This is a genomic window from Sphingobium sp. BHU LFT2, from assembly GCF_018604485.1.
Taxonomy (GTDB): domain Bacteria; phylum Pseudomonadota; class Alphaproteobacteria; order Sphingomonadales; family Sphingomonadaceae; genus Sphingobium; species Sphingobium yanoikuyae_A.
This window is the reverse complement of the sequence record NZ_JAFCGW010000051.1, coordinates 1-2,742: the sequence shown is the minus strand read 5'-3', so window position 1 is coordinate 2,742 and position 2,742 is coordinate 1. Positions and strand designations below refer to the sequence as shown.

Annotated in this window: 1 protein-coding gene and 1 pseudogene; one reads left to right on the top strand and one right to left on the bottom strand. The window is 58.0% G+C overall.

What is annotated here, in order from left to right; translation table 11 throughout:
- Positions 1–1,624: 1,624 nt before the first annotated feature.
- Positions 1,625–1,999: pseudogene (locus JQK15_RS26275) on the top strand (helix-turn-helix domain-containing protein); the annotation flags it as partial.
- 86 nt (positions 2,000–2,085) lie between these two features.
- Here the strand turns inward: JQK15_RS26275 and JQK15_RS26270 are convergent.
- Positions 2,086–2,742, bottom strand: a 657-nt coding sequence (locus tag JQK15_RS26270; protein ID WP_214869565.1) for a transposase, incomplete at its 5' end; no start/stop codon positions are given.

Below are 2,742 nucleotides of genomic sequence, written 5' to 3'. Positions count from 1 at the left end.
GGCATCGTTCAACAACGGGGACTTGCCCGGCGCCTTCCCGTCGAGGAGTCCGTCCGGCCCCCGGGCATTGAAGCGCACCACCCAGTCGCGCACGAGAGGACCATAGTCGTTGAATTGCAGGAAAGAAGAATTGGTCACTTGGCTCAGTTGGTTCGGAGCGAGTGAGGGAAGCGCTGCATGCTGGCGCGGAGCAGACCAACCTTGAAGCGGGGCATTGTACGTGTGCTCTTCCGTCGCGCTGACAGGGCTGCCTGAGGGCGGCGCGCAACCAGAGGCCTGGTCTTTACAAAGTCGATGATCGAGCTTCTTTCCAGGGAATTCGTACCGAGGAGGATCGTATATTCCTCAATGAAGCAAAGGTCCTGGGGTGGCGAGATGGACGGCTGGGACGGACGGCGTGGTGACCAGAGTGGAAGAGCGCTTTGTATATGACCTTGCCCGCTCCACGCGCATCGGGCACGGGTGCTTCGAAGGCGCGCGGGACGCTCCCATGAGTTCGGGAAGTTTGCGCAATCATGCCATCGGACTGATATTCGACCAGCAGGACGAAGCAATTACGGGGAATTTCCCAGCGAGAAGGCCGCACAAAGCAGGAGATCTGTCATGGGTGCGCTCCGCGAACGAGATTACCATCTGGTTCCAAAGCAGGACGGCGCCCCAGTCCTTTCTGTGCTAAGGCAGAATCTCTATTGGACGACAGTCTATGGGTAAACCGGACATCATGGCACCACCCTTTCGATCACATCGAGCCAAGATACTTTGGGGCAGTTTAGCATCTTGCCGAAGATCGTTCGTCTAGTGGGGCGAGGCAATAAGAGGCATCGGCCCCGGAACCCGCTTTCCTTTCAAGTCATTCATGAAACAATCTTGCGTGCCGGACCGTTACTCAGTCAGATGATTGGGGAAAACAACATGTACAATCTTCATCAACCTTCACCGCCTCTGGGGATCGGCTCGCATTACTTGGCTCTGTATCGGCTGGGCGAACGCAATCGCTGTCCAGGCTGTCGTGGGGAACAATGGATAATTGGCCGGATGATGGCAGAATGCTGTCTATGTGGTTCGGCCTTGCCTCTGGAGCAATTCAGCACTTACAGCGCTGCGCCGCGGATCGAATGTCGCGACCATCAGGACAATGGTCTGCCTGAGTATCTGCGCCCAGTTGCATAACCCGTCGCCCGCCTGCCGGACATGCTTGATCAATGTCAGCGCGTGCCGTGAAATGCATTCAATCGAGCCGGACAGTGAACGTCGGGATGCTTCCATTATGAAGTCAAAGACTCCAGTATCGGAAGATGCAGGGCCAATCGGGTCCCTATGCAAGCATCAGGCCTTGCGAGTTGCGTAAATGCCTGAGTGAGCATTTTTTCAAGAGGTTCTGACCCAATCGGAACCTCGCTGACAAACTTGTGCTGCTTTATTTCGGAAGCGAGCGGATTTTGCAATTTTCGGCGCAAGGCAGCTGGGAGGGACTGTCGGTGCAGTGACCTGCGAAGCGCAGCTGAGCAACCTCTCCTCTCACCAGTATTTCTGTTATACCGACCTCCAGTGATGCTGACTCACGAGGGGGATTCCCAAGGCGCTGAATTTCTGAATCTATGGCTTCCCGTTGGAGGGCATGGCCATGGGTGCGGCGATCGGATTGCGGGACGACTTTGACGCGGTGGGCTTGAGGCGACTGGCGCGTGCGACAAGGAGCGCGAACCAGGGACGGCGGCTGCTGGCCTTGGCGGAAATTTATGATGGTGGGAGCCGCAGCGATGCCGCGCGGATTGGCGGCGTGACATTGCAGATCGTGCGCGACTGGGTGGTGCGCTTCAATGCCCGGGGGCCGGACGGACTCCTCGACGGGAAGGCGCCGGGCAAGTCCCCGTTGTTGAACGATGCCCAGCGTCGGGCCCTTGCGGAGATCGTTGAAAGCGGCCCGATCCCGGCGATCCATGGAGTTGTTCGCTGGCGGCTGATCGATCTGGTGCGGTGGCTCCATGACGAGTTTGGCTGTTGATTGCCACTGAGATGTGACCCGGGGGCGCTATAAGTTTCCACTGAGAATTGGCTCTGAATCACTTTTGCTGCTGGTGATGGTCATACGCCGACCACGCGAGCGCGCAGCAGGTCCAGCTTCGCTCGACCATACATCTGTCGTTTTATCAGCTTGAGGCGAGTGATTTGGCCCTCGGTCTGCCCATTTGACCACGGTGAAATGATCGCGTTGCGTACCGCAGTCAGGTCCTTTTCTAACCCGTTGACAAAGGAAGCGACAAGGCTGTCCTTGGCCAGCTCGATCCACCCATCAAGTTTCGCGGCTGACTTTGATCTGATCATCGATTGGAAGTCGCCGATTGCTTTGCGTGCCGTCACCAACTCAGGGACACAGTTCTCGATGACGGCAACGAGGATGGCATCTGATTTGCCCAATCCATCCTGAGCGGAGGTCATCAGGCGAGCCAGAACCCGCGCCGAGGGTGTGCGCATAAGGCCGCTTTGGCCCGCCTTTTCAGCGAGGCGGCGCCGTTGAGCCCATTGCGAGACGATCCCTCGCTGTCCAACAAAACCTTCTGCACGCATCTCACGCCAGAGCGCCAAGGCGTTGCGGGATCCGGTATCCCAGCGCTCGTTCAGCCACGGCAACCAACTGTCCAGAGCGCTTGGCCGAGTACGAAAGACGTCTAGGCGCTGTCCGCGTAGGACGTCCCGAACGAGTTTGCGGCTGTGACCAGTCTGCCGGACAATCTGCCGGAT